We start from the raw sequence: 25,498 nt of genomic DNA, 5'->3' as shown, positions 1-25,498 counted from the left end.
TCTTATTAAAGACAAGTAGACTCGCGTCGTTGGTTAGTAACTGCTGTGACAGTTTGCTCTTTTGCTTAATTTCGATTTTCGTGAATAGCCTCCCCTATGCAGGAAATCGAGGTATCAATAAAACATAGATTCTATGCCCAGATACCCTAACGTTGCGGAAAAGCGGATATCCTTCAATCTTCCACTCTTTCGCAATCATATAGGCTGGGTATACAAGCTCAGGTTGCAAATAAGCCAATGGAACAAGATAAATTTACACATGTTTTTCGTTTGCCAGGGTCAATCCAAGTGCGCATTGCCAAATGGCAGCAAACTTTTCGAGGTAAGTCTGATTTAGTGCTCCATCAAGCACTGGTCGCACGCAATCATCAATATCAACAAGACGAATTTCTGCCTAAGGGTTGGTGCGTCAATCTGTTTGATCCGGACGACATTTCGATTACTCATCACGGTGATTATATTCAAACCGCAATGCGCACTATGATCGATAGAAAAGTGTCTTATAAGCGCATTTATCTGTCTCGTTTACCCTTAGAGCAGGCAGAAGCAGAATTACGTCAATTTAAAATAGTGTGGATCAAAAAACATAACACGGTTGCGCAGCGCTTTAATCAAACTCAAAAAGCCGCATTCTTGAATTATGCTCAAGAAGAAATTGAGACACTCTACCCTGCCATTCCTGAACAAGGTTTTGACCGTGGATTGTGGAATCGCTTGGTCAAACAAGAATTTGGACCAGCCGAACACTACGAAGACCCCTATTTTGTCGTCGAAAATGTGGCGGCAAAGAAAGCCGCCGAGCAGAGACAATCACAGCATAAACCCGCAAAATTTGCCGCTCGACGTAAACCGAATCCCACAAAGCCTTTTCACGCGAGACCCGCAGCGCCCAAAAACGCGCGCTACTCATCGTCATGACAGAAACCGCAGCAACCAAATTCTGATCCCGTTGCTGCGGCCTTTGTGCATCAGCTCACTAAACTGGTGTGATCGTGCTTATCTTGGTGGGCGCAATACACCGTATTGCCGGATTGATGTTTTGCGGTGTACATCGCCTCATCAGCAATACGCAATAATTCAGGTACTTGGGTCGCTTGCTCTGGATATAAGGCGACACCAATACTCACCCCAATCTCTAAGCTCTCTTGGTTAAGTTGAAGCGGCTTTTGTAGTTTTTCTAGCATCTGATAAGCCTTATTGATAACGCCACTGTGATCCTGCAGCAGATCTAGGCATACCACAAATTCATCCCCCCCTAAGCGCCCACAAAAATCCGATTCTCGTATCGACCCTTTGAGCCGTTGAGCGATTTCTTGCAAGACAAGATCACCTACTTCGTGCCCTTTGGTGTCATTGATTTCTTTAAATTTATCTAAGTCAAAAAACAGCAAAGCCAGCTTCATGTTTGAGCGCTTCGCTTTAATTAACGCGTGACTAAGCTGCTGTTTAAAGGCACGGCGGTTCAAAATACCTGTCAATGAATCTCTTTCTGACAAGAAACGTAATTCCGCTTTTTGACGCTCTAATTTGGCGGTTTTTCTTGCCACTTCCGCTTGTAACTCATCTTTGGTAACGGTTGTGCTTTGCAGCGAAGCCTTCATTTGATTGAAAAACTGAGTTAATTGAACAAACTCTTGTTCATTATTTTGAGTGGAAATTCGGCTGGCGAGATCCCCTTTCGCCATTTGTTCAATCCCTTCTTGGAGAGTTTTACATCCATGTCGGAAGCGGCGTAACACCACCAGCGCGATACCACAGACAACCGATGAGAAGAGCAGTAAGTGCGCCATGGTGGTTAACAATAAATAGCGTTGATTATTAATGCTCTCTTCCATGACTTGACGCTGAAAATAGGCCAACTCCTCATTCATGTTTTGCACCAAAATATTGTATCGAGAGTGAAGTAGCTCATAAGTTCCGATGCCATCGACCAACTTAGTAATGCCCGATTCTTCGGCCATGTAGCGCTCTTGTTCTAATAGCCCGGCTAAACTGTTATTCATTCTTTGGATGCCGGCTAAGTGTTGCCCAAAGACCGTTTCCATCTCGAGCTGCCCAGCCAAAACCTGCTGCGCACGATAAACCTGCTCTAAGCTATGAGCATCGTTGTATTGCAGAAAGACCCAGAGCTGGCTACGCAACATGGCAATGCTGTTTTGGATTTCCAAAATCGTATCCAGCTCAGCATTGGTTTGCTGCTGCCGCTGATCTAAGTTCAGTAATGAGAAAGCAATAAAACCAACTAACAGCAGTGATGCAATAAACAGTAACGTCATTTTGCGGTTTAATGAGTTGATCAAGGCTGGCCTCCATCGTTTTTCACCGCTTCGCTCAACAGGTCGTCAGCCATTAATTGCCGATAATCGGGCAATTGACCATGCACTAACTTGTTTTCTAATGCCCAGCGTCCCTGAAGTTGTAAGTTCGTTAATAACGTATTACCGAGCGAGAGACGAAATGAATAATCTTGCCATGACCATCTCAGCTGTTTTTCATCAATATTCAGCACACCTGCCACTCGGTATCGAGTGCGTTCTGGGTTTTGATGAATCCAATCAATCGCTTGCTTCAGGGCTTTTAAAATCGCAAGACTGCGCTGCTTTTCTTCTTCCGTCGTCGGTTTCATGGTTAATAAATTAAACGATAAGGTGTAAATGCCCGGTAAACTCAGGTTGGTCACTTTCGATTCCGCAGCAACCCCAATTTTGTATCCCCAAGGCTCCCAAATCGAAATGGCATCCAGCTGTTTATCAAATAACTGCTGATAAAGCTGATCCGCAGTGCCATACACTTTATCGATTGGAATACCTTTCAAGTTATTGGCCAAAAGTAATGAATCAAAATAGAACTCACTGGCGCTCGCTCTGATCATACCGACACGTTTGTTGTGTAAATCCGCAACCGAGCGAATCGTCTCACTTTCTAATGCAAGGAGCTTCAAATCGTTATCTGATTGCACAAAGCTAGCAAGAATAAGAAAATCCTGACGCTCGAAGCTGCTAAACATTGCCACAGATTCTGACGCCGTCGCATAACTCACCGCCCCTTGAAACAAGGCTTGGCTGCATTGCACTCCACCACTGCATGCCACGAGCTCAACATCAATCCCCTGCTGCTTAAAAAAGCCCAGCTGATCAGCAAGATAAAAAGGGGAAGAAAGAGGTGTTTGTGATACCGCTATTTTGATTGGAGCAGCATTGGCGTTAACGCTAATCGCGGTTGCCAAAGGAGTCAGCCATCGCCACGCTACGAAAGCGATGGCGAGGATCGATAGGTAAACTATCCATCTTCGGGATTGCCGAGCCAAAAACATGCCAACCTATGAATCTGTATGAATATTGTTCTATGGTTTAGTGTAGTTGCTAATCGGTGATTCGCGAGTGTTGCCCTTATGGACAACACTCAGCGTTTGAATTGAGAAAGGATTGTGTGTCTACCGAGATGATTTGTCGGTTATTTACAGGTTTAACTAATGAGTGACATCATCAGTACGTTCACCAAAATCGGCTTGATCATAGATATCGGCCAAGGTTTTTTGGCGTTTTTGGTTACTTTTGCGATATTTCTTCGGTTCAAAGTATTGTTCAACGTGCTGCAAAGTTTCCTCATGCTGTTTGGCAGATTGAAGAAATTCAGGGTTATTCATCGCTTGCTGACGCAGACGATTAACACGTTCGAGTGTGTCCCAAAACATATTATGCCCTCCTTCACTGTACATAATTACAGCATAGTCAACTTTATACTCTTGTCAACCGGAATACTGTTTTTTAATACAGTTCGATAGGGCGTCAAATGATAAACAAGCCAATGATGTACGTTTCAATCGCACGTTTAATACATTAGCCTGCTGCGACTATCACAAAATGAGATAGCAATCAGAATAACTCATTGTTTATCAAGTTAATGAGGAATATATTTTCCGAACTAACATCACATATTCAGAACATGAAACTCTATTTTAAACGCTCGTTGCTTGTCTTTAGCCTAATGTCCTCATTCTGCGTCGCCTCTGAACGATCTGCATGGGAAGAGGTTTACGCCAAATCTCAACACAAACAAACAGAGACGGCCCTAAAACTATTACAGGATCGCTACCATTCCCTTCCTGAAGGGGCAGAAAAACTCTATTTAACCTCTAAATTACACGGCTATTTCGTGCTCAAAGGGCAGCCCTATTATGGTGAATTGGTCAATTCCCATGATACTTACGCGCTGACAGAACAACGCTTCCTAGACGCGTTGAATCATGAAGAAAGTCTCGATTACCACTCTGCAGAAGAAACCTACTTAACCTTCTACGCCGAGATGAAACAAAAAAACGACCAAGATGGCATGGTGCTATTTGAATACCATCTTTGTCGTCTTTTCCAGCGGCATGGCCGCCCGTACCAAGCTCGTTTCTATTGCTCACAGATGGATCAGCGCCTTCTTAATGCTGAAGATCCCCTATTTCCTCGCTATCGCGGCCTACACCTCGTCGCCAATAATTTGGAGTTCTTAGGGGAATATGAAGAGGCGCTGCAAACTTACGATCTGCTACTCAGTCTGCTGCCTGATTATGTCGACCCATCCGGTATTTATAACGATGTCGGGCTTCTGATGGGGACATTAGGCCAGTATGAATCGGCCTTGGACTACCTCAATAAAGCATTGGAGTATCGACTCGAACAAGGCAACCCACTACTTATCGCGCAAGTAGAACACAGTTTGGGTGATACTTACTTCAAGCAAGGTCGATATGAAGAAAGCATCCTCTATTTTGAACAAGCGAAAGCCCATCTTACTCCCGCTAATTATCTGTTTGGGTTGGCTTACGTGCACCTAGGTTTAGGCAAAGCGTACATTGAACTCAATAATTTCGTTGAAGGCGACCAACATCTCTTTCAGGCTCTCGAGTATGTCAATCAACATAAAGACCAACATTTGCAGGGACTGATTTACTTATCACTTGCGCAAGCCCATTTCAAAGAGCAGAAATACGCGCAAGCGATTGACTATGCTAATCAAGCTGTCGCGATTAGCGAGAGCGCTTCTCTGCCACGCATTAAAGCGCAAGCTTATTTACAGTTAGCCAAAATTGCGGAGGCTGAGCAGCAATACCAAGAGGCATTAAGCTGGTATCGCCAATATGCTGAGAGTGAGCTGTTGCTGCGCAACACAGAGCAGCGTAAAGCTTTTGAAGCGCTCGATCTGGCGAAAGCGGAATTAGAACAAAAACGCGGCGTCAATTTTTGGCGAGAAAACTACCAAGCGTTGGCCGAAAAATATGAAATGTTGAAGTGGCAACGTGTTTCACTTTCACTATTAGTGATTGTGTTTGCACTGATTCTGCCCATTGCCCATTATCGTCGCAGAAAAGAGTGCGATCAGAATCAACAAGATAGCTTGCATGGAGTATTAAGCCGCACCAGTGGATTAGAGCGATTAACTCATATTGAAGCCTGCCAGCAAACTGAGCATGTCCATTTGCTTGCTCTATTGGATATTGACCAACTGAGGCAGTTCAATGAACGTCACGGCTATGAACGGGGCGATATTGCGTTACAAAATACAATCAATACCTTGCTGCACCAGTTGCGTGCCAAGGAGTTTGTGTGTCGCTTAGGGGATGATGAATTCTTGGTGGTTATGCCAAACTGCAGACGTACTCTTTCGGAAACACGGCTGTTTGTGCTTCATCATGCGTTAAATGGCAAAACACCAACCGATGCTAAATCAACAGTTGGCTTGAGCGTTACCCTCAGCTATTTAGCGGTAGAGAGTGGTTTGGCGAGTTTTACGCACTTTTATCCTAAGCTGGATAGCGCTCTAAGCATCGCCAAACAGAGCGGCAATGGCGGCTTAATCGATGCCGCCGATCCCACTAATGCGCTGCTGACTGCTTGCTCTTAAGCGCACTCATTATCAGATCGCGATTATCGAGATACGCTTTAAGCCCAGCCTGACGTAAACCACAGGCTGGGCATTCACCACAGCCATCACCTATCAACCCGTTATAACAAGTGAGCGTTTGGTGACGAACCAGATCCAATGCTCCCAGTTGATCGGCCAATGCCCACGTCTCAGCTTTATTCAGCCACATCAATGGAGTGCGAATCATTAAAGGCAGATCCATGCCTTTCGCGAGTGCTTGGTTCATCGCTTGTACGAATTCATCACGGCAATCGGGATAACCGGAAAAATCCGTCTCACAAACCCCAGTAATGACCGTGGTCGCGCCGATTTGGTAAGCATAGATACCCGCCAAAGTTAAAAACAGAATATTGCGTCCCGGAACAAAAGAATTCGGCAGTCCATTGGCTTGTAGCTCATGAGAAACCGGAATGTCATCACGCGTCAGCGAGCTGATGGCCAGCTCATTGAGTAAACTCACGTCCATGACTTTATGCGCAGTCACGCCAAGCTGCTTCGCCAATTGCTGGGCCACTTCTATCTCTAATTTATGGCGCTGGCCATAATCAAAGGTGATCGCATGCACTTCATCAAACTCTTTTAACGCCTGAACTAAACAGGTGGTTGAATCTTGCCCACCACTGAACACGACGACGGCTTTTTTCATGATGCGCTCCCTTTAAGCAATGTTGAGATATTTATGGGTTTGGATAGATAAACGCCAATTGCGAGCAATACAGGTGCGAATGCACAACTCTGTCGCACGCGGCTTTTGGCTAATCGGCTGCAAAGCGATTGCGGTTTGAGCACTGACCTGAGCTCGTGCAAGCAACTCATCAAGATTGTCGATATCTTTCTCGGTCGCCACGGGATGTTTAATTTCGTTGGCACGTTGCAAGGCTGAATCCAGAATCGGTAACTTCCCTTTCATCGCGACCTTGGGTGACACTGTCACCCAAGTGTTCTCGGTCGCACAGACTTCGTAAGTACCACTGGTTTCAATTTGGCATCGGCAACCCATTGCTTCAAACGCTTGAGTTAACTCGGTCAAATCGTAAATGCAGGGCTCACCGCCCGTAATGACGATATGTTTTGCCTGATAACCTTGCGCTTGGTAGCGTTGAACCACCTCTTGCGCAGTGGCCTGACACCAAGTTGGCGCATCATTGGTTTTCAGCAAAATTTGTGAGAATGAGGTTTGGTCTGAGTCTAATGTTTCCCAAGTCTGCTTAGTATCACACCAAGCACAACCGACTGGGCAGCCTTGCAAGCGCACAAAGACCGCGGGAACACCAGTAAACACGCCTTCGCCTTGGATAGTCTCAAACATTTCATTTATTCGGTACAAGATGAACGACCTAACATGGATAAACAGTTGCAGGTGGCAGACCATAATGGAGATAGCGATCGAGGTCAAATTAAATGCGTCTATCCCCTTCTTAGTTCAAGCTTCAGCGATATTGGCGACCGTTGTTCACCCTAATTACATAGAGCATCTAGGTTCGTCATATACCGCCTGCCTACAACTCCAAGTAATTGGGGGATAACCAGATGACTTAGAGCAACAAATTGCTACGAATGGAAAGCGCAAAATTGCTCTAATTTTCATTTTTTATCACTGTGGCTCACAGTTTAAGCACGATGTGTATATAATCGAGCTCGTTCTCTTTTTCCACTTTATGTAGGTACCCGATGTACAAACTGATTGCGCTCGATATGGATGGCACACTGCTCAATAGCCAAAAACAGATCTCTCCTCGCACCAAGCAGGCTATTGCTCAAGCTCGTCAGCAAGGCATTCAAGTGGTTTTGGCTTCTGGCCGCCCTCTTGATGGCATGCGCAGTAAATTGGAAGAGTTACATCTGACCACGGAAAATGACTATGTACTCTATTACAACGGCTCTATGGTCGCGAATGTCGGTACTGGGGAGATTATTCATCAACAAATCATTGATGGCAAAGCGGCTAAGCGTGTGGCAACACTCGCGCAAGAGTTTGGGCTCAATACCCATGCCTTTAGCCAAATTCACGGTTTGATCACCCCTAAAACCAGCCAATATACCGAAGTGGAAGCCTGCATAAATGGCCTCAATATTACCGAAATGGATTTTGCACAATTGGCAGATGACCACCCGATCATTAAGGCGATGATCGTCGGAGAGCCAGAAAAACTCACTCAAGCCATCGCTCAATTACCAGCGCAATGGCGTGAAGAATTTACTGTGGTACAAAGTGCGCCCTTCTTTTTAGAATTTCTTAACACGGGCAGTAATAAAGGCATCGGCGTACAAGCGATTGCAGCGCATTTAGGCATTCAAGCCAGTGAAGTGATTTGTATGGGAGATGCGGAAAACGATCACCACATGCTGCAATACGCAGGCCTCGGTATCGCAATGGCGAATGCTATGGAAGAGACCAAACACATTGCGGATCACATTACGCTAAGCAACGATCACGATGGCGTGGCCGTGGCGATAGAACGCTTTGCGCTAGGCTGTTTCAGCGAAGCTTAAGTTTTGATGGGGAAGCTTTGGGTAAGGCGTGTTATGCCTTACCTGCTCTCTTTTATCCTCGTCTTTTAACCTTGCTGAGCCATTTTGAGTACTGTGGCTTTGCCTTGTAGCAAGGCGTATTCACTACTTCCGGAAGGGATCAACACACACACGTTTTGTGTTTCTTGTTGAGCTTGTAAGAGTAAAGTGCTCAATTCAACCGATGAGTTGAAGCTCTGTCGCTGTGCATCTCGACGACACAAATCCACAAACACAAATGGACAATCTTGGGTATGCAGCACCAACTCAGCTTGTTGCATATAGCGCAGCGCTTTCAGTGACAATAGCTCAACATCCGCTCCAAACTCGATCCACGTCGTTGCAGAAACCTTGTCCGTAGATTGAGTAAGCAGATGAATATATATGCGTTCTAATGACTCTCTATCTTGCGCATTTTTGACTTCCGGATGGGCAAAAAATCGCTCCCAAAATTGACGACGTAGATCAACACTCGGTAAGAAATCTTTGATCGAATTACGCTTTGAAGCACCGAAATCCGCCAAAAGTGCGAGATTTTGCGCTAAAACGGCTTCCAAGGTTTCACGAATATTGCGAATCAACACTGGAGATGCGCCGCCGCTGGAAATGGCGAGCTGAATGCGGCCTCTTTCAATCATTGAGGGGGTAATGAAGTCGCAGTATGGCTGATCATCCACCACATTGACTAATATGCCCTGCTCTTTCGCATCCTTGTAGACTTGATGATTCAATTCTGGATTATCTGTGGTTGCCCATACTTGAACATAACGTTTATCTAACCAGTGTGATGAATAAAAATGCTGAATCCAGTGACATTTCCCCTGTTCAATCCAAGCCTGTAAAGCGGGAGCCACTTGCGGCGAAATCACGGTGACTTTAGCATCCGCTCTCAATAGCGCATCAATCTTTCGGCAGGCCACTTCGCCGCCCCCGACGACCAAAACGGGTTTATTGGTCAAATCCAAAAACAGAGGAAAATAGCGCATAGTACATCTTATGGTTGTCCATCCTTAACTGGCACTCATGCTACCAAAAATGGGGCAAGAAAAGCATCTAATAACCAGAATGAAATAAAATCTGTGCAAATTTCACCCATAAATCAGTGGATCCGACTGATCCTTAACAAATTAATAGAACTATTAATTAGAACTTCGTTCACTCACCGCCACGCCATCCTGTTGCACCACTCTGTCACTCAGTTGCACTATTTACATTTATTTAACACTTCGCCATTCTGGCGCAGTTAAGGAATGGGGAAATTAAGCAACTCTTTTCACTCGTTGTTTGAGAAATCTGACATCCTTACCTACGCTTACAACTGGTTGATTTGTCAATGTGCAACCACATAGGCATCAACCTATAACTGAAGAAACACAACATAGCTGAACTCTTGTATCAGGTGTCACCTGGTCAAAAACGGATCAAACAGGAAGGATACAAATGGCGAATAAACTCACTGTTCTTGCTTCTGTCGTCGCAGCCTCGTCTGCCATGCTGAGCCTCTCGGCATCAGCCGCAGAAAGCACTCTAGACAAAGTGTTATCTCAAGGTTTTATTACTTGTGGCGTCAGTACAGGCTTACCGGGTTTTTCTAACCCAAATGCAAAAGGGGAATGGGAAGGGATCGACGTTGAATATTGCCAAGCAATGGCAGCAGCGGTTCTAGGCGATAAAACCAAAGTTAAATTTGTACCACTCACCGCAAAAGAGCGTTTCACTGCGCTGCAATCCGGTGAAATTGATGTTCTGTCTCGTAACACAACATGGACTCTGCAACGTGATAGCGCCCTGGGTCTTAACTTTGTCGGGGTGAACTACTACGACGGCCAAGGTTTCATGGTGAAAAAAGATTTGGGTGTGAAAAGCGCCAAAGAACTGAATGGCGCGTCAGTCTGTGTTCAATCGGGCACCACAACAGAACTCAACTTGGCAGACTACTTCCGCAATAGCGGTATGACTTACAAACCTGTGGTATTTGATACTGCAGCTCAAACTTCAAAAGGCTTTGATGCTGGTCGTTGTGATGTTCTGACGACTGACCAATCAGGTCTGTATGCACTGCGCCTCAATTTAGAAAAACCAGACTCTGCGGTCGTTCTACCTGAAATCATCTCTAAAGAGCCTCTAGGTCCTGTGGTTCGTCAGGATGATGATAAGTGGTTCAACGTCGCTAAATGGGTACTGTACGCCATGGTCAATGCTGAAGAGTACGGTATCACATCGAAAAACGTCGATGAGATGATGAAGTCAGACAACCCAGAAGTAAAACGTATCCTTGGTCTTGATGGTCCGAAAGGAACGGGTCTTGGCATTCGTGATGACTGTAGCTACCAAATTGTTAAGCAAGTGGGTAACTACGGCGAAAGCTTCGATCGCACGGTCGGCTCTGGCTCACCACTAAAAATTGACCGCGGTGTGAATGCACTCTGGAATGCGGGCGGCTTTATGTACGCACCACCTATCCGTTAATTGATAACTATAATCCCGACCACCTTAAAGCTGCAGTACGAGACGTGCGTACTGCGGCTTTAAGTAAAAGGAATCTGCGCTTGGTTTAGCTCCGAGCACAAAAATGGATAAGAGGTTATTGTTGTATGAAACCCACAAATAAAGCGACGCCAGAGACTTCTGACGCGCATTCCAAGCATACCAATTTGCTTTATAACCCAACCTTCCGTTCGGTTGTGTTCCAACTTCTCGCCGTTTGTGTACTCGCATTTTTTCTCTACACCATAGTGAACAATGCGTTAACTAACCTTGAATCTCGAGGGATCGCAACGGGGTTCGCCTTTCTAGAGCAAACCGCTGGTTTTGGTATCAGCCAAAGCTTAATTCCCTACGATGAAACTTACAGCTATGGCCGAACGTTTCTGGTGGGCTTGCTCAATACCGCTCTGGTTTCAGTACTCGGCATCTTATTAGCGACCATACTGGGATTTTTGATTGGCATTGCTCGCCTCTCCAGTAACTGGCTAATCAGCCGCTTAGCAGCGGTCTACATCGAAACATTTCGTAATTTGCCACTGCTACTGCAAATATTCTTTTGGTATTTCGTTGTGCTTCAAGCCTTGCCATCGGCAAGGGAAAGCATGCATCTTGGCGAGTGGTTTTACCTCAACATAAAAGGTCTGTATCTCGCGAAGCCAATCTTTGAATCCGGTAGCATCTGGGTTCTGGTTGCCTTAATCGCTGGTATCATTGCCTGTTGGGTATTGAGTATCTGGGCAACAAATCGCCAACGTTTAACGGGACAACAAACCCCGATGGGACGATACATACTCTTACTGTGTGTCACTTTTCCAGTGTTGGTTTATTTTCTACTTGGCCAACCTATCACAGCAGAATATCCCGTACTACGCGGATTCAACTTCCAAGGCGGGATCTCGGTACTGCCTGAACTGGCGGCATTACTGGTCGCCTTGACCATCTATACCGCATCCTTCATCGCAGAGATTGTGCGTTCTGGGATCAATGCGGTCAGCCACGGGCAAACGGAAGCAGCAATGTCTCTCGGTTTAACTCGTACGAAAACCTTAAAACTGGTCATTATTCCTCAAGCACTCAGGATCATCATTCCACCGCTGACTAGCCAATATCTGAATCTAACCAAAAACTCCTCACTGGCCATGGCTATTGGCTACCCAGACTTGGTTTCTGTATTTGCGGGCACCACCCTCAACCAAACAGGACAAGCGATTGAGATCATTTCGATGACCATGTTGGTCTATCTCACGCTGAGTTTATTAACTTCAGCCTTAATGAACCTGTATAACCGTAAAGTGGCACTGGTGGAGAGATAATTATGGCAACACATCAATTTCAACCTAGCCTACCGCCGCCATCCAACACAACAGGGGTCGTCGGTTGGTTACGGAAAAATTTATTTAATGGCGTGTTTAACTCAATCGCAACCTTGGTGTTAGGCTACTTAGCTATTCAAGGTCTCCTAAATATCCTCGATTGGGCAATTTTTAACGCCAACTGGAGCGGAACCACGCGTAACGACTGCACCCTTGAGGGCGCTTGCTGGGTATTCATCAGTGTTCGCTGGGAGCAGTTCATGTACGGCTTCTACCCCGCGGCAGAACTGTGGAGACCAAGGCTATTCTTCTTCACTCTGGCTCTTTTTGTCGCACTGCTGGCTTATGAAAAAACACCAAAGCGAGGTTGGATTTGGCTGGTTTTCGTTAACATCTATCCCTTCTTCGCTGCCCTACTTCTTTATGGTGGTGTCTTCGGGCTGGAAGTGGTCGAAACCCATAAATGGGGTGGATTGTTAGTCACTTTGATCATCGCTTTAGTCGGCATCATCGCTTCACTACCAATTGGCGTTGCACTGGCTTTAGGACGTCGCTCCGACATGCCCATTATTCGCAGCTTATGTACCGTCTACATTGAGGTATGGCGTGGGGTGCCTTTAATTACCGTACTTTTCATGGCTTCGGTAATGCTGCCACTCTTTTTATCTCAAGGCAGTGAGATAGATAAGCTACTGCGTGCCTTGATTGGCGTGGTGATGTTCAGTGCCGCGTACATGGCGGAAGTAATCCGTGGTGGTTTGCAAGCGATTCCCAAAGGCCAGTATGAGGCAGCCGATGCGCTCGGTTTAAGTTACTGGAAAAAAATGGGGCTGATTATTCTGCCGCAAGCGCTGAAAATCACCATTCCATCGATTGTAAATACCTTTATTGGTCTGTTTAAAGACACCAGTCTGGTGTTGATTATCGGCATGTTTGATGTGCTCGGCATCGGACAATCCGCCAATACCGACCCGAATTGGCTCGGTTTTGCTACAGAAAGTTATGTTTTTGTCGCGTTAGTGTTCTGGATCTTCTGCTTTGGCATGTCGAGATACTCGATTTGGCTCGAAGGCAAACTCCATACCGGTCACAAACGATAAGTCACTTTGCAAGGAACGTATTATGACGCAACAACTCAATCAAGATTTTATGATTCAGATTAAAGACATGAATAAATGGTATGGTGAATTTCACGTCCTGAAGAACATCAACCTGAATGTCAAAAAAGGCGAACGTATCGTCATTTGTGGACCATCCGGCTCAGGAAAATCAACCATGATCCGCTGCATTAACCGCCTTGAAGAGCATCAAAAAGGGCAAATCATCGTAGCGGGGAATGAGCTCACTGAAGATTTGAAAAACATCGAGCTAGTACGCCGTGAAGTTGGCATGTGTTTCCAACACTTCAACCTCTTCCCTCATCTGACGGTATTGGAAAATTGCACGCTCGCACCGATTTGGGTTAAGAAAATGCCTAAAGATAAGGCGGAAGAAATTGCCATGAAATATCTCACTCGGGTGCGCATTCCAGAGCAAGCGGATAAATATCCCGGTCAACTCTCCGGTGGTCAACAGCAACGCGTAGCCATTGCTCGCTCACTCTGTATGAATCCACAAATTATGTTATTTGATGAGCCAACCTCTGCCTTAGACCCCGAAATGGTGCGTGAAGTGCTGGATGTTATGGTTGAACTTGCCGAGGAAGGCATGACCATGTTGTGTGTGACCCACGAAATGGGCTTTGCGAAAGAAGTCGCAGACCGCGTTATTTTCATGGATGCCGGAGAAATCATTGAGGAAAACAATCCAAAAGAATTCTTTGAAAACCCGCAATCGGATCGTACACAGAACTTCCTTGCTCAGATCCTGCATCACTAATCGACGGTACTCACTTCATCGTCATTGATTCAGAAGCGTTAATCGCTTCTGAATTCTTTTAAAATCATGCAAATAAAAAGACATCATTCGGTGAATGAGATGAAATATCGTGTTACAACTGCACATAACCTTAACCACCGATTTTGATTATTATTGAGTTAGACAGCACAAGGGGCTTGAAATTTATGGCATTGAGCCTCATAACTGTCCCTGTAGCAATCAGTACTTTTAATAGAGGAAAAGTATGAATACGCCAATGTTTACCAGAACTTCCAGCTTGGAACGTACTCTTGAAACCAACAAGGTTTTGAAGAATACCTACTTCCTGCTTTCTATGACCCTTGTCACCAGTGCGATTGCAGCAATGGCGACTATGGCTATCGGCATTTCTCCTATCGTTGCTTTGGTGATGCAGTTGGCTGCCATTGGCATTTTGTTTTTCGTGATGCCAAAAGCGATTAACTCATCATCAGGCCTAGTATGGACGTTCGTCTTTACTGGACTGATGGGAGGAGCTCTTGGCCCTATGCTGAATTTCTATGCGGCGATGCCAAATGGCCCAATCGTTATTGCGCAAGCACTCGGCCTGACTGGCATGGTGTTTTTAGGCCTGTCGGCTTACACCATTACCAGCAAGAAAGATTTCTCTTTCATGCGTAATTTCCTGTTTGCTGGCTTGATCATTGTGATTGTTGCGGCATTGATTAACATCTTTGTTGGCTCAACGGTAGCTCATCTGGCTATCAGTAGCGTTTCTGCACTGGTATTTTCGGGTTTCATTCTGTTTGATACCAGCCGTATTGTGCGTGGTGAAGAAACCAACTATATCTCAGCAACGATTTCTATGTACTTGAATATCCTGAACCTGTTCACTAGCTTGTTGAGCATTCTGGGTATCATGAACAATAACGATTAATCGCTTAGATTGTTTTACGGTAAGCCCGATGAATTCATCGGGCTTTTTTATGCTTGAGCCACACCTTGAGCTTCGCTACCCTATGCGCAAATTGACAACCACAGACACTCACCATGCTGGAATACCAAGGCAAAACTATCGACACTGACGCCCAAGGCTATCTTCTTGACTTTACGCAATGGGAAGAAGGGATGATCGCTCTTTTAGCAGAGCAAGAAGGGATTGAACTGACAGATGCCCACTTAGAAGTGGTTCATTTTGTCCGTCGTTTCTATGAGGAGTTTAAAACCTCCCCTGCTATTCGTATGTTGGTCAAAGCGATGGAAAAAGAGCACGGCCCAGAAAAAGGCAACAGTAAATATCTGTTTAAACTCTTTCCGAAAGGCCCCGCCAAACAAGCAACAAAACTGGCTGGCTTACCAAAACCGGCGAAGTGCTTATAAGATTTAAAAACTCCATAGCGAAGTCATCGTATTAGGCTTCGCTTTGACACTCTTCCGACTTAACACTACAGAATTTCAAACCCTTGATAGTCATGTTCTAACTCACTGCTTAAGCGGCGCACTTGCCGAACGCTGGCGGTTTTAGGACCTTCTTGCAACCATAGATACAACTCTTCTAATCTTTCAGGTGTGCCACAAGCCACGACCTCTACATCTCCGTTATTGAGATTTTTTGCGTAGCCCGTTAAACCCAACTTCAGACCTTGATGAGACGTGTGATAGCAAAAACCCACGCCTTGCACATGACCTGAAACGATAAACTTACTGCACTGTTTTTCCATTTTTTTCATCCTGATTTATGCCATTGTTCAGACCACAGAATGCTCTCTTCCCTGTGGCATAAGAAAGCCAGATTCATCGATACGACTTTAATGAAACTGGTTCAAGCATAGCCGAAATCCACGTTATCCCAAAAAGAGTTGATAACCCCTTACCTTCGAATCATAAGGAAGGGGCTTTTCTTTTGCTTTTCTTCATCAGTTCCACGACAATAGCCGCCCATTTCTATTTCCATCTGAGTAGCGTAATGACTCCTGCAATTTATTTGGTCAAAGGTCGAGACAAATCTTTGCGTCGTAAACATCCGTGGGTTTTTTCTCGTGGGATCAGCAAAGTCGAAGGGACTCCTAAACTGGGAGAAACTGTCGATGTTTACTCCTTTGAAGGCAAATGGTTAGCCAAAGCGGCCTACTCACCGCATTCACAAATTACTGCGCGTGTCTGGAGCTTTGAACAAGAGCCGATTGATCGCGATTTCTTCATTAAACGCATCGAACAAGCACAATTATTGCGCAACGATATTATCGAACGTGATGGCTTAACCGGTTACCGTTTAATTGCCGCAGAATCAGACGGCTTACCTGGCATTACTATCGACAAATATCAAGATTATTTGGTCTGCCAACTACTGAGTGCCGGTGCCGAGTATCAAAAACAGACTCTGGTCGAGGCATTATTACATTGCTTCCCTGAGTGCCATATTTATGAGCGTTCCGATGTTGCGGTGCGTAAAAAAGAAGGGCTGGACGAGCGCGTTGGGGTACTGCACGGTGAATTACCACCTAAATCGGTCGTGATTGAAGAAAATGGCGTTAAGATCAGCGTCGATATTGTGGGTGGACACAAAACGGGTTTCTATCTAGATCAACGCGACAGCCGCTTCCAATCCATGAAATACGTTAAAGAGAAAGAAGTGCTGAACTGCTTCTCTTACACGGGTGGTTTTGGTTTATACGCACTCAAAGGCGGAGCTAAGCGTGTGATCAACGCAGATGTCTCTCAACCAGCCTTGGATACGGCTAAGTTCAATGCTGAATTGAACGGTTTCGATATCAGTAAAAAGCGTGCGGTGTTCTTGAATGCCGATGTATTTAAACTGCTGCGCGAATACCGCGACCAAGGCACACGTTTTGATGTGGTGGTGATGGATCCCCCCAAGTTTGCCGAATCTAAAGCCCAGCTGGATGGTGCATGCCGCGGCTATAAAGACATCAACATGCTGGCCATGCAGATCTTAAACCCAGGTGGCACCCTGCTCACCTACTCGTGTTCAGGGTTAATGGATCAAGTGCTATTTCAGAAAATTATTGCCGATGCGGCTCTCGATGCTGGACGTGATGTAAAGTTTGTTGAGCGTTTTGAACAAGCGGCCGATCACCCAACCGATACCGCTTATCCTGAAGGTTTTTATCTCAAAGGCTTTGCTTGTAAGGTTTTATAAGCGATGGCGTGAGCGAACGTTAGCAAGCATAGAAAGCGGTCTCAATGGAGGCCGCTTTTTACTTGCCACTCTTCACTTTTCACCACGCGGTTACGCCCGAGTTTCTTCGCCGTCAATAATGCATGATCCGCCAGCTTCAAAACGGTTTCATAACTCTCCGCCTGCTGCGCATCGGCAAAGCCAATACTCACTGTCACGTTTAATCCCGGTGCTACTGCAGACAAATCAACCTGTTCAATCTTACAACGCAGCTTTTCAAAATAACCCCAAGCTTGCTTAGGATCTCCTACATATAAGATGGTGAACTCTTCACCGCCCCATCTCGCCACTCGGGTTTTGTCGCCAACATACCCAAGTAACTCTTGTGATACCGCTACAATGGCTTGGTCGCCGATAATGTGCGAATAACGATCATTAATCTGCTTGAAGTGATCAATATCCAGCAGCGCAATACTGACTTGCTGATCTGGATTTTGCAGACGAGAAAAGGCTTGTTTGAGGTACATATCAAATGCGCGGCGATTGGCAAGCCCAGTTAAATCATCTTCTTTCGAGAGTCTCTCAAACTTTTCCGCTTGTAGGCGCAATTTTTGGGTTTGCAGCGCAACCTGCTCAACGAGATACAACTCACGCCGTTTCAAAATACGAATTCGCCACATCACCAGTGACACCGCCAGCGCCAAAAACAGCATGCCAGCCATGACAATCACCTCTTTACGCTGCCACCAATGAGGTTCAATGATAAATACGTAACTAAACGTGGCATCATTCCACTCACCATACGGATAACGGGCGCTGACAAAGAATCGATATTTACCCGGCGCTAAATTGGTGTATTCCGCTTGGGTATTATGACCCCGATATGACCAATCTCGATCGAACCCTTCAAGTTTCGTGCGATATTGCAAACGCTCTGACATCACAAAACCTAGCCCCACGTATCCGAAGCTCACCCGATTGGTTCCAGCCGCAGCAATGTACTGCTGATCAGGATTGATAATCTCGCTGTCAAAACTGACCGATTCTAGAACGACCGGTAAACGCAGTTCACTCAGTTGCTGGAGACGCTGTACCTTGATGCTCGCCACCCCTTTCGCAGTGGCAAAAAGCAGCTCACCATTTGGCAAACTTGCAGACGCAGGGTTGGTCCCTCCATTCGCCTGACTGGTTGCCATGCCATCACCTTCATCAAAATGTTCGAATTCAAGCTGTGTGCTCATGCCATCAGCGACCGCTAACATCTGATCATAGTTGAGCTTCCATACCCCACGGTTGCTGGATAGCCACACATGCCCTTCACTATCACGTAGCATTTGGAAGAATTTATCGATTGGTAAGCCTGCGGCACGACCCACAAGGGAAACGCTTGCATCACTCAAGCGATAACGCACGATGCCTCTGTCTGTGGCCATCCAGACATAATCGGATTCCATGTAGAAGCCAAACACATACTGTGCTTGCTCTTGCTTAGTAAGATCAACCGGACGAATCTTGCCTTGAGCATCAAAATAAGCCACACCAACGGCACTACCAACCCACAGCTTCCCTTCCGAATCCACAGCGAGTGCCATGATGTAATCATCAGGCAGGGGGGAGTTGTCTTTGTTGTATGTCGTCAGCACACCTTGCGGCGTTCTTTTGACAATACCATTTGAAGTACCAATCCAAAGATTATCTTGTGGATCGGTGACGATGGCTCTGACTTCGCTGCTTGGCAAACCGTTATTTTCATCTAGCACAGGACGCAACTGGCCGTTTTGCCAAAGGAGCAATCCTTTTTGTACCGTCCCAACCCAGACTTTTTCACCTTGCTGGTCTGCTTTGGCCAGACTGAGTATCGAAGGACGAGCACCGACTTGAGGCATTAACGCGCTATGTGCCAAGCCCTCTTCAATAATGCTTAATCCACGACTGGTACCGACCATAACTCGTCGGTCATCTAGCGGCAACAAGGTTCGGACATAATCGCCCACTAATCCTTTATCACTGTTGATATTAATGAAAGGCGCATCACGCAGTCGCATAATGCCAGCATTGGTCCCCACCCATACACTGCCTTCGATATCCTGATACCAAGAAAGCACTCGGCTATAAGGCAAACCTCGACTAGGCTCCAAAAATTGCAGTTGCTGATTTTTCAAACGTGCAATGCCGCGATTAACCGTGCCAATCCACCAGTTCCCGGCACGATCTTGCTCCGCCAGCGTCACCACCTCTTTCTCAAGCGGTACAAACAACGATTGGAAGCCTTCTTCAGTATTGATCCAAACACCTTGATCTGTTGCCACGACAAGTTCTTGATTCAAACTGATGGAAATATAGTTAATTCGCTCATAGCGCCCAATCGGCAGTTCCATGGCTGACGCTTGCCAATCATTAAAGCGATACAACCCTTTATCGGTGGCCGCAAAAATCACTCCATGCTGATTTTTTACTAAACGATACACACTGGCATCAGTCAGTAACCATCGATCAGGCCCATAGAGGTTATTACCCAAATAAGGTCGGACTACGACGCCGAGACCTTCAATCGCGAGCCACAAGTTTTGTGCATCATCAATCAATGCACCATTGACTAAACTGGGCGCAGAACGAAAAGATTGCCAGCCATAACTCTGTCTGTGCGTGATACTCCCTCGAGCACCAGCCACCAACAACCCATTGTTATCCATGGGTAATAAGGTGCGAGTTCCGGAGTCAACCATTCCAGTTTGTGGATTGCGATCAAACACTTGAAAATTGATGCCGTTATATCGCACCACGCCTTCCCAAGTGGCAAACCACAAATAACCATCGCGTGTCTGGGCAATACTATTAATACTGTTGTGCGGTAAACCATCAGTGGAAGTCCACGTCTCCACGAAATAGTCCGAAATATGTTCGACTACGGCATAAGCAGATGAACTGATGATCAGCAAAAACACTGAACAGATCTGCACTCCGCAGCAAGCTAAAAGCCTAATTCCTGTCATTATTCTAATGGTCCTTTATACTGGAAGACCGCCCCTTTAGGGTCTTATACACCTTGAACTTGAAGCGGCAGCGGTATTGACGGCAACCCCAAGTTGTTTAGGTATAATGACTTCCAGCATTAAGCTGGATAATCTTATTATTCGCTGATCATCTGGGCGTGAGCCAAGTGCACCATCACCAATGATGAAAAGCGGTTTTTTATTTTGAAGCCTAGCTTTCCTTTACTCACTTATCATAAAAAGTGATTCAGGTTTTAGTGACATTGCATGACGACAACGATATCCATTCAGGTACTTGGCTGTACCCATCCTTTTTATTATCCGCCAAGGTTTCGTTACTTATTCTTTCGTCGTCAATCGAAGTGGTGGATTATCTAATTTCTGATCACACTATTCACCGTGTTTTTCTCATTTTTGTCGCACACAATTCATTATAAAAAATAAACTTTATTGTCGAATTTTGCCAAGATTTCAACCGAAAGAGTGAACATGCGCATCCTATACTGAAACAGTATGTCGATCCTCTAAAATATATCCCCAATAACACTCTGTATTTGTTTGCTCGATAAGGGGCTACACTACGGCTAGACTCATTCCGAGCTAGGGCTCGAAATCGTGTAGAGATATACCACCTTCATAAGGAAAACATAATGATTCAAATCGGACAAACCTTACCAGATGTTCAACTGAGCCAAAGAACCAGTGAGGGTACACTGACTCACTCTGTAACCACTTTGTTTGCTAACAAAAAAGTCGTACTGTTTGCCGTTCCGGGTGCCTTCACCCCGACTTGCTCAGAAGCACATCTACCTGGCTATGTCGTCTTGGCAGACAAATATAAAGAGAAAGGCGTCGATATGATCGCTTGCGTTTCAGTTAACGATGCTTTTGTGATGAAAGCATGGGGCGAAGCGCAAAATGCGAGCGAAATTACCATGCTGGCTGATGGCGACGCGAGCTTTACTAAAGCCTTAGGTCTCGAAATGGACACAGGTAACTTTGGTGGCGTGCGCTCGCAACGCTACGCCATGGTGATTGAAAATAACGTAGTCACTCTGCTCAATGTTGAGCCACCAAAAACCTTTGAACTGAGCAAAGCAGAAACTGTACTAGCCAGTTTGTAATTCTAGTCCTCAAAAACCCGACACTGGGTCTTTTGACCGCGTGTCGGGTTGATCGCCTTTCTTGAACAACTCTCGTTGCAAACCTTGAACACTATTACTTTAAAGCTACTGGTTTAAACGCTCACCGCTTAACTGCGGATAAGTGGCTAATAGCGCCTTTGCCTGCTCAAAATCAAAATCTTCAATTGCAGAAATTAAGGCGGCTTGCTGCGCCGAATCCCACTGGGAAACTTGGCGAATGGACTTACTCAGGCTTAATGCGGTGACATCATAATCATTGATCGCCTGTTGCAACGGCTGATACCACAAACCCCAATCTAGGTTCTCCGCCAATAGCGGCTCTTTATGCTGATGTTCCCACGCAGAGAGTTCATCATCGACTTGGGTTAGCAAGCTTTGAGCTTGTTGAAGCTGCTCAAACGAAGGTGGGACTTGCTGCTCTAGACTCTGCTCCATCTCTGCCGCCAACTGAGCTAAAGCTTCCAATCCTAAATTCGCGGCAGAACCTTTCAGAGTATGAGCCACTCGGGTCGCAGAGCTCCAGTCTTGCGCTTCGATTAGCCCTGTTACACTGTTCAGCTCATCAACTTGGCTATCGATAAAGTGACGCAGAATTTCAAAATAGCGTTGTTGATTACCCCCAATCCGGAAGATGGCTTGTTCCAAATCAACGCCCGTCAGCTGAGGCAGATCCAACAAAGTGTTCATCGCAGGTTTTGATGCGCTGGGTTTATTTGGGGAATGCGATGAAAAGCTCTGCTCATCACTCACCTGAAGAAAATGCCTGAGTACCTGATAAAACTTATCCACTTCAATCGGTTTGGAAAGATGATCATTCATGCCTGCTTGCAAGCAGCGTTCAATATCTATCGCCATCGCATTAGCGGTCATAGCAACGATGGGTAAGCTCTGCCACCGCGGATTGGCTCGAATATGCTCAGTCGCGGTGATCCCATCCATGACCGGCATCTGCATATCCATTAACACCAGATCAAAATCGGCATGCTCTAACCTCTCAAGCGCTTCTTGACCATGATTGGCGACCACGACATTAAGGCCAGTGTCTTGGAGTAGGCCAAGCGCAACTTCTTGGTTCACCTCATTATCTTCGACGAGCAACAGACTCTGGCCGACAAAATTCGGCCTGCTGTTGTGATGCGCTTCGTTCGTTTTATGGCGTACATGCTCAATTCCATAACTGGTCACAATCGCATCCAGCAGATTCGAGGGATTAACCGGTTTGACAATTAAAGCGTCAACCAACTTGCTGTTTTCGCCTTCAAGGTTAATTTCACGTCCATAAGCCGTGACTAAAAAGCTCTTCATGTGCCCACGAAGGCCGAGGGTTTTCACTCGCGTCAGTAGCTCAATGCCATTCATACCAGGCATGTTCCAGTCAACAAACAACATATCAAAGGGTTTCTGTTGAATTTCCGACAGCGCCTCAAACCCATTACTCACCGTCACGACGTTAAAACGCATAGCGGTCAGTAAAGAGTCGAGAATGTGGCGAGCAGAATCATTATCATCCACCACTAACACTCGCTTATCCGCTAGGCCATGCACAGGTTGGGAAATATCACGCATTTTGGCATCTTGCAGACCACACACCACAGAAAACTCAAAGGTGGAACCTTTACCTTCTTCACTATGAACGGTAATTTGCCCCCCCATAAGCTCGACCAATTGCTTACTGATACTCAACCCAAGCCCAGTGCCCCCATATTGACGCGTAATGCTGTTATCTGCCTGCGAGAAAGCATCGAACAAATCGTCCAGCTTGTCTTGGGCAATGCCAATCCCTGTATCTTTGACGGCAAACCGCAGCGTGACTTGCTGTTCATTCAATTGGCTCACTCGTGCAGACAGTACAATTTCGCCTTGTGAGGTAAACTTCACCGCATTACCACACAGATTGACCATCACTTGACCAAGCCTAAGTGGATCGCCAATCAGCCCTAGTGGGATGTGCGGGTCGATATCCATCAAAAACTCAATGCCTTTCTCTTGGGCTTTCAATGAGACGACTGCCGTCACATTATCCAGCACATCATCAAGATTGAAATCGATCCGTTCTACATTGAGTTTACCCGCCTCCATTTTGGAAAAGTCGAGAATGTCATTGATGATGCCCAGTAAGTTTTTGGCGGATTCATTAATACGAGTCACGTATTTGCGTTGTGTCGTATCGAGTGGGGTATTCAATGCCAGATGTGCCATACCCAAAATTGCATTCATTGGGGTTCGGATTTCATGGCTCATATTCGCTAAGAAGTCACCTTTGGCCTGACTCATCGCGTCCGCCGCCTCTTTGGCTTTGCGGAGTTCATCTTCCATCTCTTTGCGTTCGGTCATATCCAACAAAATACCGACGATACCATTGACCTTGTCCGCACGATCGCTAAAAGACGCCTCGTAAACCAGCATTTCACGCTGAACACCCGTGTAATCGACCAAAGAAACTTCGTAATTTTGGCTACTTTGTTGCTGAGTCAACACTTGGTGCGCCGCAGCAAAGCGCTCTGCAACCTCAGCGGGGAAAATCTCTTGCGGCTCTTTATCAATCACTTCGTTATTGTATAAACCCATGAGATCCAAGAACTTGGCATTGACAGTGAGGAATTTACCATCTGCACTCAAGCAGTACATCGGGTTGGGTGTAGCATCGAGGATCTCTTGATTGAGCTGTGATTGTTCAAGCACTTTTCTTTCTGCCAAACGTTGCTGCTCCGCATTTTGGCTAAGTTGAATCGCGACAGAGAGATCGTCAAGCATCTGCGATAACCAATGGTATTGCTGCATTGTCAGCATGCCTACAGTTCCTAACTCCAGTAACGCTATCGGCTGATTATTGACCTGTAGAGGTAGGTAATACACCTCATTGAGTGCAATCACTCCTGAGGTAGAAACCACTTGGAAGTTGCCATTGAGTGACTTCATTGCATAAGGCTTGCCCGAACGAAGCACACTACAATGCGTTGTCGTTGGATCACTGTAGTCACGTTGTGCAGACTCCGACTGACCAACACCGGCAATACGCGTCAGTACGCCATTTTGATAGAGATAAAGACCTATCAGTTCAACGGGAAAATGGTGCAGTAAAAACTGTGTCACCTGATTGCACAAGGCTTCCGTGGTCGGATGGTTGCGAATGATGATGTTGAAGTCTTTCACCAAGGTATTAAAACTGAGCTGTTCGGCAATATGGTGAAACACCACATTCAAACTATCGATAAAGCGTTGTAATTCGCCATGCGCTTTTTGAGTCAGAGTAAATTCATAATCTTCATTGCGGACTTGCCTCACCACCGTTTTCAATAAAATGCTTAATGGAGCAACGTAGACAATCCAAAGCAGCACAAAAGACGCCATGATGGCCAACAGTAGCAAACTGACTAAAACTGAGTTAACTCGCTCATAATATTGCGCTTTCTTATCTGCAGATCTCACTTGAGATTCAATACGCCCTACGATATTGGAGTGCGCAGATCCAATTGCAGCCATAATTTTAGCTTTCTCGAGAAAATACTTTTCGCTATAAAGCAAAGAACGGGCAAAGTTAAGATCAGGTTCCCCGGTGTAGCGGTATTCCCCCGCAAACTCTCTCTTCCACCCCTTCACCGCCATGAAGGCTTCACGCTCCAATGCAACTAACTGATCCGATAACGATAAAGCATTTTGTAATTCAAGAAACTCGACCGACCCAATGCCGGATTGACGAATGCGTTCAATCAATGTGGGATAGCGCTGATTAGCGTTTGGTGTAAGTTCACTCGAATCGTTAAGTACAACTACATCCCAAAACTCGTAATCATTATTGCTTGGTGCTGGCAGTTTGCCATTACGGACATTCAAAACTTGGTTAAACATACGCAACCATCGCTCATTGCCAGTGCTAGCATACGCTCGGGCAAACTTAGTCAAGTGGTCTGAGCTTTGTTTTAACTCTTGAGATAGACGATAAAAGTGAAAAAGCTGCTCGCTGTATTGATGGCTCTCTAGCCTAAGATCTGCGACTTGCCGAGTCACTTTAAACATGGCAACCGCCAATATCGCCATCATGCAAAACAGTAGTACGAACATCGCTTTTATCGAGCGCATGCCATCTCCTTCTCTACACAGGATTTTGTATAACCTATTTTCAAAGTTTAGCTATAGTTT

Annotated in this window: 20 protein-coding genes; 11 read left to right on the top strand and 9 right to left on the bottom strand. The window is 45.8% G+C overall.

Translation table 11 applies throughout. The features are described 5' to 3' along the window. Nucleotides 1-237 precede the first annotated feature (237 nt). Nucleotides 238-918, top strand: a complete 681-nt coding sequence (locus tag T411_RS0105930; protein WP_000434285.1) for an MSHA operon transcriptional regulator — start codon at nt 238-240, stop codon at nt 916-918. Nucleotides 919-968: 50 nt separating this feature from the next. Here the strand turns inward: T411_RS0105930 and T411_RS0105925 are convergent, their stop codons facing one another. From T411_RS0105925 to T411_RS0105915, 3 genes are all read right to left on the bottom strand, one after another. After that, complete coding sequence (locus T411_RS0105925) at nt 969-2,300, bottom strand: GGDEF domain-containing protein (protein WP_000610805.1); 1,332 nt, start codon at nt 2,298-2,300, stop codon at nt 969-971. After that, complete coding sequence (locus T411_RS0105920; protein ID WP_001881132.1) at nt 2,297-3,313, bottom strand: ABC transporter substrate-binding protein; 1,017 nt, start codon at nt 3,311-3,313, stop codon at nt 2,297-2,299. Before T411_RS0105920 ends, T411_RS0105925 begins: the two co-directional genes overlap by 4 nt. A gap of 156 nt (nt 3,314-3,469) precedes the next feature. After that, nucleotides 3,470-3,694 carry a hypothetical protein gene (locus T411_RS0105915; RefSeq protein ID WP_000498504.1) on the bottom strand — a complete coding sequence of 75 codons (225 nt, stop codon included), beginning with the start codon at nt 3,692-3,694 and terminating at the stop codon, nt 3,470-3,472. A 251-nt stretch (nt 3,695-3,945) separates the two neighbouring features. Here T411_RS0105915 and T411_RS0105910 point away from each other — a divergent pair, with 251 nt between their 5' ends. Next, entirely contained in the window at nt 3,946-5,892 is a 1,947-nt protein-coding gene (locus tag T411_RS0105910; protein WP_000780778.1) for a tetratricopeptide repeat-containing diguanylate cyclase, read from the top strand. On the opposite strand, the gene queC is transcribed toward T411_RS0105910, so the two are convergent. Together queC and queE are read right to left on the bottom strand one after the other, a co-directional pair. Then, nucleotides 5,864-6,559 carry a 7-cyano-7-deazaguanine synthase QueC gene (gene queC, locus T411_RS0105905; protein WP_000710446.1) on the bottom strand — a complete coding sequence of 232 codons (696 nt, stop codon included), beginning with the start codon at nt 6,557-6,559 and terminating at the stop codon, nt 5,864-5,866. The genes T411_RS0105910 and queC overlap by 29 nt on opposite strands. Before the next feature lie 12 nt (nt 6,560-6,571). Next, nucleotides 6,572-7,222 carry a 7-carboxy-7-deazaguanine synthase QueE gene (gene queE / locus T411_RS0105900; protein ID WP_000464245.1) on the bottom strand — a complete coding sequence of 217 codons (651 nt, stop codon included), beginning with the start codon at nt 7,220-7,222 and terminating at the stop codon, nt 6,572-6,574. Between the two features lie 362 nt (nt 7,223-7,584). Here queE and T411_RS0105895 point away from each other — a divergent pair, with 362 nt between their 5' ends. Beyond that, nucleotides 7,585-8,406, top strand: a complete 822-nt coding sequence (locus tag T411_RS0105895; RefSeq protein ID WP_000277401.1) for a Cof-type HAD-IIB family hydrolase — start codon at nt 7,585-7,587, stop codon at nt 8,404-8,406. Between the two features lie 65 nt (nt 8,407-8,471). Here the strand turns inward: T411_RS0105895 and T411_RS0105890 are convergent, their stop codons facing one another. Then, the gene (locus T411_RS0105890; protein ID WP_001268683.1) at nt 8,472-9,410 is read right to left on the bottom strand and encodes a precorrin-2 dehydrogenase/sirohydrochlorin ferrochelatase family protein; all 939 of its coding nucleotides are present in this window, start codon (nt 9,408-9,410) and stop codon (nt 8,472-8,474) included. Nucleotides 9,411-9,864: 454 nt separating this feature from the next. Between T411_RS0105890 and T411_RS0105885 the strand changes: the two genes are divergently transcribed. The 6 genes from T411_RS0105885 to T411_RS0105860 all read left to right on the top strand — a co-directional run bounded on the left by T411_RS0105885 (nt 9,865) and on the right by T411_RS0105860 (nt 15,461). After that, a complete protein-coding gene (locus T411_RS0105885; RefSeq protein WP_001284566.1) occupies nt 9,865-10,893 on the top strand; it encodes an amino acid ABC transporter substrate-binding protein in 1,029 nt (342 codons plus the stop codon). A gap of 125 nt (nt 10,894-11,018) precedes the next feature. Then, complete coding sequence (locus T411_RS0105880; RefSeq protein ID WP_000805343.1) at nt 11,019-12,224, top strand: amino acid ABC transporter permease; 1,206 nt, start codon at nt 11,019-11,021, stop codon at nt 12,222-12,224. Between the two features lie 2 nt (nt 12,225-12,226). After that, nucleotides 12,227-13,324, top strand: coding sequence for an amino acid ABC transporter permease (locus T411_RS0105875; RefSeq protein ID WP_000190761.1), 1,098 nt, complete (start codon nt 12,227-12,229; stop codon nt 13,322-13,324). A gap of 22 nt (nt 13,325-13,346) precedes the next feature. Then, nucleotides 13,347-14,102 (top strand): amino acid ABC transporter ATP-binding protein, encoded by a 756-nt coding sequence (locus tag T411_RS0105870; RefSeq protein ID WP_000193736.1) that lies wholly within the window; start codon nt 13,347-13,349, stop codon nt 14,100-14,102. A 244-nt stretch (nt 14,103-14,346) separates the two neighbouring features. Continuing rightward, a complete protein-coding gene (locus T411_RS0105865) occupies nt 14,347-15,018 on the top strand; it encodes a Bax inhibitor-1/YccA family protein (protein ID WP_001095848.1) in 672 nt (223 codons plus the stop codon). 113 nt (nt 15,019-15,131) lie between these two features. Beyond that, entirely contained in the window at nt 15,132-15,461 is a 330-nt protein-coding gene (locus T411_RS0105860) for a TusE/DsrC/DsvC family sulfur relay protein (RefSeq protein WP_000895407.1), read from the top strand. A 65-nt stretch (nt 15,462-15,526) separates the two neighbouring features. Here T411_RS0105860 and yccX read toward each other — a convergent pair whose 3' ends face one another. Beyond that, on the bottom strand, nt 15,527-15,802 hold the full coding sequence (gene yccX, locus T411_RS0105855; RefSeq protein ID WP_000414764.1) for an acylphosphatase: 276 nt from the start codon (nt 15,800-15,802) through the stop codon (nt 15,527-15,529). A gap of 245 nt (nt 15,803-16,047) precedes the next feature. Between yccX and T411_RS0105850 the strand changes: the two genes are divergently transcribed. Then, nucleotides 16,048-17,241: a class I SAM-dependent methyltransferase gene (locus T411_RS0105850; protein ID WP_000186581.1), complete on the top strand. Its 1,194-nt coding sequence runs from the start codon at nt 16,048-16,050 to the stop codon at nt 17,239-17,241. A 41-nt stretch (nt 17,242-17,282) separates the two neighbouring features. Here the strand turns inward: T411_RS0105850 and T411_RS0105845 are convergent, their stop codons facing one another. After that, complete coding sequence (locus T411_RS0105845; RefSeq protein ID WP_001881117.1) at nt 17,283-20,213, bottom strand: ligand-binding sensor domain-containing protein; 2,931 nt, start codon at nt 20,211-20,213, stop codon at nt 17,283-17,285. A 650-nt stretch (nt 20,214-20,863) separates the two neighbouring features. Here T411_RS0105845 and T411_RS0105840 point away from each other — a divergent pair. Next, the gene (locus tag T411_RS0105840; protein ID WP_000614593.1) at nt 20,864-21,337 is read left to right on the top strand and encodes a peroxiredoxin; all 474 of its coding nucleotides are present in this window, start codon (nt 20,864-20,866) and stop codon (nt 21,335-21,337) included. Between the two features lie 105 nt (nt 21,338-21,442). Here T411_RS0105840 and T411_RS0105835 read toward each other — a convergent pair whose 3' ends face one another. Next, on the bottom strand, nt 21,443-25,438 hold the full coding sequence (locus tag T411_RS0105835; protein WP_001256620.1) for a PAS domain-containing hybrid sensor histidine kinase/response regulator: 3,996 nt from the start codon (nt 25,436-25,438) through the stop codon (nt 21,443-21,445). Nucleotides 25,439-25,498: the final 60 nt, after the last annotated feature.

It is taken from the genome of Vibrio cholerae ATCC 14035 (genome assembly GCF_000621645.1).
GTDB classification, from domain to species: domain Bacteria; phylum Pseudomonadota; class Gammaproteobacteria; order Enterobacterales; family Vibrionaceae; genus Vibrio; species Vibrio cholerae.
This window is presented reverse-complemented; position numbering and strand designations above follow the sequence as displayed.

Bases quoted from the DNA above. Each gene is read 5' to 3' on its own strand.
- T411_RS0105930 (WP_000434285.1), top strand. From the start codon at position 238: ATGGAACAAGATAAATTTACACATGTTTTTCGTTTGCCAGGGTCAATC.
- T411_RS0105920 (WP_001881132.1), bottom strand. From the start codon at position 3,313: ATGTTTTTGGCTCGGCAATCCCGAAGATGGATAGTTTACCTATCGATC.
- T411_RS0105915 (WP_000498504.1), bottom strand. From the start codon at position 3,694: ATGTTTTGGGACACACTCGAACGTGTTAATCGTCTGCGTCAGCAAGCG.
- T411_RS0105910 (WP_000780778.1), top strand. From the start codon at position 3,946: ATGAAACTCTATTTTAAACGCTCGTTGCTTGTCTTTAGCCTAATGTCC.
- queC (WP_000710446.1), bottom strand. From the start codon at position 6,559: ATGAAAAAAGCCGTCGTCGTGTTCAGTGGTGGGCAAGATTCAACCACC.
- queE (WP_000464245.1), bottom strand. From the start codon at position 7,222: ATGTTTGAGACTATCCAAGGCGAAGGCGTGTTTACTGGTGTTCCCGCG.
- T411_RS0105895 (WP_000277401.1), top strand. From the start codon at position 7,585: ATGTACAAACTGATTGCGCTCGATATGGATGGCACACTGCTCAATAGC.
- T411_RS0105890 (WP_001268683.1), bottom strand. From the start codon at position 9,410: ATGCGCTATTTTCCTCTGTTTTTGGATTTGACCAATAAACCCGTTTTG.
- T411_RS0105885 (WP_001284566.1), top strand. From the start codon at position 9,865: ATGGCGAATAAACTCACTGTTCTTGCTTCTGTCGTCGCAGCCTCGTCT.
- T411_RS0105880 (WP_000805343.1), top strand. From the start codon at position 11,019: ATGAAACCCACAAATAAAGCGACGCCAGAGACTTCTGACGCGCATTCC.
- T411_RS0105875 (WP_000190761.1), top strand. From the start codon at position 12,227: ATGGCAACACATCAATTTCAACCTAGCCTACCGCCGCCATCCAACACA.
- T411_RS0105870 (WP_000193736.1), top strand. From the start codon at position 13,347: ATGACGCAACAACTCAATCAAGATTTTATGATTCAGATTAAAGACATG.
- T411_RS0105865 (WP_001095848.1), top strand. From the start codon at position 14,347: ATGAATACGCCAATGTTTACCAGAACTTCCAGCTTGGAACGTACTCTT.
- T411_RS0105860 (WP_000895407.1), top strand. From the start codon at position 15,132: ATGCTGGAATACCAAGGCAAAACTATCGACACTGACGCCCAAGGCTAT.
- yccX (WP_000414764.1), bottom strand. From the start codon at position 15,802: ATGGAAAAACAGTGCAGTAAGTTTATCGTTTCAGGTCATGTGCAAGGC.
- T411_RS0105850 (WP_000186581.1), top strand. From the start codon at position 16,048: ATGACTCCTGCAATTTATTTGGTCAAAGGTCGAGACAAATCTTTGCGT.
- T411_RS0105845 (WP_001881117.1), bottom strand. From the start codon at position 20,213: ATGACAGGAATTAGGCTTTTAGCTTGCTGCGGAGTGCAGATCTGTTCA.
- T411_RS0105840 (WP_000614593.1), top strand. From the start codon at position 20,864: ATGATTCAAATCGGACAAACCTTACCAGATGTTCAACTGAGCCAAAGA.
- T411_RS0105835 (WP_001256620.1), bottom strand. From the start codon at position 25,438: ATGCGCTCGATAAAAGCGATGTTCGTACTACTGTTTTGCATGATGGCG.